4 protein-coding genes are annotated in these 6,211 nt (G+C 65.3%); 3 read left to right on the forward strand and 1 reads right to left on the reverse strand.

The features are described 5' to 3' along the window. Nucleotides 1-48 precede the first annotated feature (48 nt). The 3 genes from NKJ46_RS24615 to NKJ46_RS24625 all read left to right on the forward strand — a co-directional run bounded on the left by NKJ46_RS24615 (nt 49) and on the right by NKJ46_RS24625 (nt 3,915). Nucleotides 49-1,443, forward strand: a complete 1,395-nt coding sequence (locus NKJ46_RS24615) for a hypothetical protein (RefSeq protein WP_352668292.1) — start codon at nt 49-51, stop codon at nt 1,441-1,443. Nucleotides 1,444-1,546: 103 nt separating this feature from the next. Next, nucleotides 1,547-2,620 carry an alpha/beta hydrolase gene (locus tag NKJ46_RS24620; RefSeq protein WP_292657769.1) on the forward strand — a complete coding sequence of 358 codons (1,074 nt, stop codon included), beginning with the start codon at nt 1,547-1,549 and terminating at the stop codon, nt 2,618-2,620. A gap of 131 nt (nt 2,621-2,751) precedes the next feature. Then, entirely contained in the window at nt 2,752-3,915 is a 1,164-nt protein-coding gene (locus NKJ46_RS24625) for an alpha/beta hydrolase (protein ID WP_352668293.1), read from the forward strand. A gap of 235 nt (nt 3,916-4,150) precedes the next feature. Here NKJ46_RS24625 and ade read toward each other — a convergent pair whose 3' ends face one another. Next, nucleotides 4,151-5,962, reverse strand: coding sequence for an adenine deaminase (gene ade / locus NKJ46_RS24630; protein WP_352668296.1), 1,812 nt, complete (start codon nt 5,960-5,962; stop codon nt 4,151-4,153). Between the last annotated feature and the right edge of the window lie 249 nt (nt 5,963-6,211).

Below are 6,211 nucleotides of genomic sequence, written 5' to 3' on the forward strand. Positions count from 1 at the left end.
CCGAAAGGGTGTTCCCAAAACTTCGTTGGCCGTTAGGAGCGTCTATTCATGCCTGTCGCATCGGTGGCCCAGAAAACCGTTTCGCTGCCGGAGTTCGGCGAGCCGACGGTGATGCCGCTGGTTATGCGCGCCACCTATGAGGCCCGCATAGCGGCACTGGTCGCGCGCGGCGGGTGCGATGCCTTCGTCGTCTATGGCGACCGCGAACATGCGGCCAATGTCGCCTATCTCTGCGGCTACGACCCGCGCTTCGAGGAGACGCTGCTGGTCATCGTTCCCGGCAAGTCGCCGAAACTGCTGGTCGGCAATGAGGGCTGGGGCTATGCCGAGATCTGCGAGGGGCCTTACGAGCGCGTGCTCTACCAGACGTTTTCGCTGCCGGCGCAGCCGCGCGACCGCTCGCAAGCGCTGGCCGACATCCTCGTCGATTGCGGCCTGAAGGCCGGCCGGCGCATCGGCGCCATCGGCTGGAAACCGTTCGGCCCCGGCGATGCGGGTTTTGGCGAAACGACGCTCGACCTGCCGTCCTTCATCGCCGACACGCTGCGCAGCCTTGCCGGCGATAGGGGCGTGATCGTCAATGCGGCGAACCTATTGATGAACCCTGCCGACGGCCTGCGCGCCATCAACGAGGCCGACCAGCTCGCCGCGTTCGAATTCGCCGCGACCTATTCCTCGCAGGGCCTGCGCAATGTGCTGCAAGGCATCGAACCCGGAATGACGGAATTGCAGGCGGCGCGGCTGATGGGCATCAACGGCCTGCCGCAATGCTGTCACCCGATGCTGTCGGCCGGCAAGCGGGCGCCCTATGGCCTGCCAAGCCCGCGCCTCGACATCATCAAGCGCGGCGACCCGATCACCATGGCCTACGGCATCCAGGGCTCACTCAATGCCCGCGCCGGTTTTCTGGTCGAGGACGCGGCCGAGCTTCCGAGGGGCATCCAGGACTATGTCGAGAGATTGGTCGCGCCCTATTTCTGCGCCGTCGTCGACTGGTATGAGACGGTCGGCATCGGCGTTCCCGGCAGCGCGTTGTGGCAAGCGGTGCATGAGCGCATCGGCGATCCCTTCTTCGGCGTGTCGCTCAATCCCGGCCATCTCGTCCATATCGACGAATGGATGCATTCGCCGGTATTTTCCGGCTCCGACATCAGGTTGAAGTCGGGCATGGCCTTGCAGGTCGACATCATCCCAGCCACAGGCACCGATTATTTCACCACCAACATCGAGGACGGGATCGCGCTGGCCGACGAGGCGCTGCGCGAAGAGATCGCCGCGCGCTATCCCGAAGCCTGGCGCCGCATCGAGGCGCGCCGCGCCTTCATGACCGACGTGCTCGGCATAAGGCTGAAGCCGGAAGTGCTGCCGTTTTCCAACATCCCGGCCTTCCTGCCGCCGTTCTGGCTTTCGCGCAACACTGCGATGGCAGTCGCGAGGCGCTGAGCGCATTTCAGCGCCTGCGACTTACTTCTGCCGCACTTCGCCTGTCCGGGAGGTGCGGCGGAGGTGGATGGGCCTTTGGTTAGGCCGGAGTGGAATTGCTTAAGTGCCCCTGAAGACGATTTGCATCATTGTCCTTGCTGCGCTGCTCGCCGGCTGCGGCGGCCGCCAAACCGAGGAACTGCTCGGCAGCGCCATGATGGCGGTGCCGGTGACGGAAATCGCCGGCAACCACTCGATCTTCATCGCCACGACGCGCAAGCGCTCCGACGATCCCAACAAGGTCTTCGACGGCGAGCGTTCGGCGACGCTGAACTACGCCCGCGTCAACGTCACCGTCCCCGGCATCCACAAGACAGGCCAGATCGAGCGGCGCTCGCGCGGCAAGTCGGACGATCCGGCCAAATACTTCATGGCTTCCGAGGTCGTCGGATACGACACCCAGCCGAAATTCTCCAGCGCGCTCAGTGCCGACATCGCGGCGCGCGGCGGCCGCGTCATGGTTTTCGTCCACGGCTACAACACCGGCTTCGACGACGCGGTCTACCGCGTCACCCAGATCACCCATGATTCCGGCTATCCGGGCACGCCGGTGCTGTTTTCCTGGGCGTCGGGCGCCAAGACCACCGACTACGTCTACGACAAGGAAAGCGCCAGCGTTGCCCGCGACCAGCTGGAAGTGACGTTGAGAATGCTGGCGCAGACCGGCGCACGGCGCATCGACATCGTTGCCCATTCGCTGGGGACCTGGGTGACCATGGAGGCGCTGCGCCAGCTCGCCATCACCGGCGACCGCGATCTCGGCGGCAAACTCGGCGACGTCGTGCTGGCCTCGCCCGACATCGACGTCGACGTATTCAAGAGCCAGATGCGCCGCTACGGCAAGCCGGACAAGCCGTTCATCCTGCTGCTCTCCGACGACGACCGGGCGCTGCGGCTCTCCGGCCTGATCGCCGGCGCGCGGCCACGCGTCGGCGACTACAAGAACGCCGCGGACCTCGCCAGCTATGGCGTGTCGGTCGTCGATCTCTCCAGCGTCAAGGGTGCCGACCGCTTCAACCACACCAAATTCGCCGACAATCCGGAATTGGTGCAGTTGATCGGCCAGAAGCTGCGCGAGGATGACGGGTTCGCCAGCGACCGCGAGGTGACCGACCGCATCGCCTCGGTCGGACAATAGCTGCATTGCGCGGCAGTCATTGTTGACCACTGCCGCGCCATCGGAACAGTTTGAACAGGACCGTGCCGGCCTCTGCCTCTATCGAATGGGCCAAGACGTCTCCGGCTCGACGTCGCCTTGCGGGAGCCCGCGTGATCGTGCCTTCGAAGATCTTTCTCGTCGTTGCGTTCGCGCTCGCGCTGGCAGGCTGCGCCGGCCAAAACACGCACGATCTGCTCAACAAGACGACGATCACGGTGCCTGCATCCGATATCGCGGCGACGCATAAGATCTTCGTCGCCACAACCCGGCAAAGGGCAACGAAGGAGCCCCGGCAGGTGTTCGACGGCGACCGTTCGCCGACCACCAGCTTTGCCAATGTCGAGGTGACGGTGCCCAAAATCCACCAGCTCGGCGCCATCGAGCGGATCAAGGGCTCGGCCAACAGCAATCCGGCGAAGGATTTCACGGCGACCGGCGTCACCTTCTACGAAGGCGCCCCGCAATTCGCCAAGGCGGTCGGCGCCGATATCGCGATGCGCGGCGACCGCGCGCTGGTTTTCGTGCACGGCTTCAACAACGGCTTCGACGACGGCATCTACCGGCTGACGCAGATCGCGCACGACACCAAATACCCGGGCACCCCGGTGCTGTTTTCGTGGGCATCGAGCGGCAAGACGACCGGCTACATCTACGACAAGGAAAGCGCCAATGCGGCGCGCGACGATCTCGAAGCGACGCTGCGCATGCTCGCCAAGAGCCGCGCCAAGAGCATCGACATCATTGCCCATTCGATGGGGACCTGGGTGACGATGGAAGCGTTGCGCCAGCTTGCCATCACCGGCGACCGCGACCTCGGCGGCAAGCTCGGCTACGTCATCCTGGCCTCGCCCGACATCGACGTCGACGTGTTCAAGAAGCAGATGATCCGCTACGGCAAGCCCGACAAGCCGTTCGCCGTGCTGCTTTCGGGCGACGACCGGGCGCTCAGACTGTCGACCATGATCTCCGGCGACAAGCCGCGCGTCGGCGACTATGGCGACGCGGCCGACCTCGCCAGCTATGGCGTCTCGGTGGTCGACCTGACCAAGACAAAGGGCGGCGACCGGCTGAACCACGCCAAGTTCGCCGACAACCCGTTTCTGGTGCAGCTGCTCGGCGACCGCCTGCGCGCCCCGGCGGGCCTCGCCTCCGAAGAAACCGCGCCGGCCCAGCTCGACAATCTCGGCCAGGGCCTCGGCAAGGCCGTCGGCTCGGTCGCCGAGATCGTCATCACCACGCCGTTCAAGGTGCTGACCATCGCCACCGGCGGGTGAGCAACGGCGTGGGCTGCCGGGCATAAGTAGCAATCCTTCGCGCCCCCCTCTGTCCTGCCGGACATCTCCCCCACTTGGGGGGAGATTGGCAGCTTCAGCGCTCTGCTCAATTTTTGCGACGAGGAAGATTGGCGAAAACCGAGGTGACGTCCGATCTCCCCCCTCGTGGGGGAGATGTCCGGCAGGACAGAGGGGGGCGCTGTCCCTCCAGCCTCAAAAGTTCCGCACGACGGCGCTAAACGAACAGATCGACCTTCCGAAACGTCGTCACGTCGATCAGGCCGACATCGGAAATTCTGAGCTCCGGGATGACGACCAGCGCCAGCAGCGAGTGCTGCATGTAGGCGTTGTTCAGCGAGCAGCCCATCTGCCGCATGGCGTCGCTGAGTTTGTCCGCCTTGGCGGCGACGATTTCGGCGCGCTCGTCCGACATCAGCCCGGCGATCGGCATTTCGACCAGCGCCAGCTCCTTACCCTTGGAGAACAGCACAACGCCGCCGCCGACCTCGCCCAGCCGGTTCACGGCCAGAGTCATGTCCTGCTTGTTGGTGCCGACGACGATGATGTGGTGGGCATCGTGCGCCACGCTGGAGGCCATGGCGCAGTCGCCGATATAGCCGAAGCCGGAGACAAAGGCGTTGGTGACGCCGCCGGTGCCCTTGTGGCGCTCGACCAGCGCTATCTGGCAGACGTCGTTGCGGCGGTCCATGGCGACCAGCCCCTCTTCAACCGGCAGATCGGCCTCGAGCGCCCGCGTCGGCGCCTGGTTCTCGATGACGCCGATGACGCGCACCCGCACTTCGTTGGCGCCCATGGGTGCCGCGATGTCGAAATCACCGGGTTTGAGTTTCTTGCCGAGCTTGACGGTGTTTTTCGCTGTCTTCGGATAGTCGTAGGCCGCAATGTCGATCTCGAGCTTGCCGCCCTTGGCCAGCCTGACGCCGCGGCCATAGACCTCGTCGATGGTCATTTCGGCGAGGTCGGAGACGATCAGCAGATCGGCGAGCCGACCCGGCGCGATCGAGCCGATTTCGCGCTCCAGCTTGAAATGCTGGGCGGTGTTGAGCGTCGCCATCTGGATCGCGGTTACCGGCTTCAAGCCCTGGCTGATGGCGTGGCGCACGACCCGGTCCATATGGCCTTCGTGCACCAGCGTGCCGGAATGGCTGTCGTCGGTGCACAGGATGAAGTTGCGCGGGTCGAGGCCGCTCTCGGTCACCGCCTTGATCTGTGATGCCACGTCGTACCAGGCCGAGCCCAGCCGCAGCATCGCCTTCATGCCCTGGCGGACGCGGGCGATGGCGTCCTCGGCGCGCGTGCCTTCGTGGTCATCCTCCGGGCCGCCGGCGACATAGCCATGGAACGGCAGGCCGAGATCACGCGAGGCATAATGCCCGCCGACCGTCTTGCCGGCCCTCACGGTTGCGGCAATCTCGCCCGACATCACCGGATCATTGGCGGCGACGCCCGGAAAATTCATCACCTCGCCGAGCCCGATGATGTTCTTCCAGGTCATCGCCTCGGCAACGTCGGCGACGGTCAGCTCGGCGCCGGCATGCTCGAGCCCCGGGGCGGAGGGCACGCAGGACGGCATCTGCACGAGCACGTTGACCGGCATGGCGACGGCCTCGTCATGCATCAGCCGCACGCCCGGCAGGCCGAGCACATTGGCGATCTCATGCGGATCGATGAACATCGAGGTGGTGCCGTGCGGGATCACCGCGCGGCAGAATTCCGTCACCGTCACCATGCCGCTCTCGACATGCATATGCGCGTCGCAAAGCCCCGGCACCAGATAGCGGCCACCGGCATCGACCACCTTGGTGCCCTGGCCGATGGCATGGCTGGCATTCGGCCCGCAATAGGCAAAGCGGCCGCCGGCGATGGCGATGTCTGTGCCGGCGATGATCTCGCCGGAATGAACGTTGACCCAGCGCCCGTTGCGGATGACGAGATCGGCGGGTTTGCGGCCCATGGCGACATCGACCAGATGCGTCGCCATCTCGGCCCAGGGTTTTGGTTTCGTCGCACTGGCGGTCTTCGGCATCAACAGGCTCCTCTTTGTCCGACTGTGCCAAGCCGCGAGGATTTTGACCAGCGAGGAAGTAAGCGCGGACGGCGAAACTGCCATCTCCCCCCAAAAGGGGACCCAAAGTGGGGGAGATGTCGCCGAAGGCGACAGAGGGGGTCGGGCGCCGACCTCTCAAGACCTGGGTTCCTCGCCCACCGCGAAGCGGGGGGGGGGGGGGCGGCGGCCGCGCCCCCGCGGGGGGGGGTCAAAAAAGGCGGGGGCCGG

The organism is Mesorhizobium sp. M0166, assembly GCF_040322255.1.
In the GTDB taxonomy this organism is placed as follows: domain Bacteria; phylum Pseudomonadota; class Alphaproteobacteria; order Rhizobiales; family Rhizobiaceae; genus Mesorhizobium.

Coding starts and splice junctions, on each gene's coding strand:
- NKJ46_RS24615 (WP_352668292.1), top strand. CDS start 49: ATGCCTGTCGCATCGGTGGCCCAGAAAACCGTTTCGCTGCCGGAGTTC.
- ade (WP_352668296.1), bottom strand. CDS start 5,962: ATGCCGAAGACCGCCAGTGCGACGAAACCAAAACCCTGGGCCGAGATG.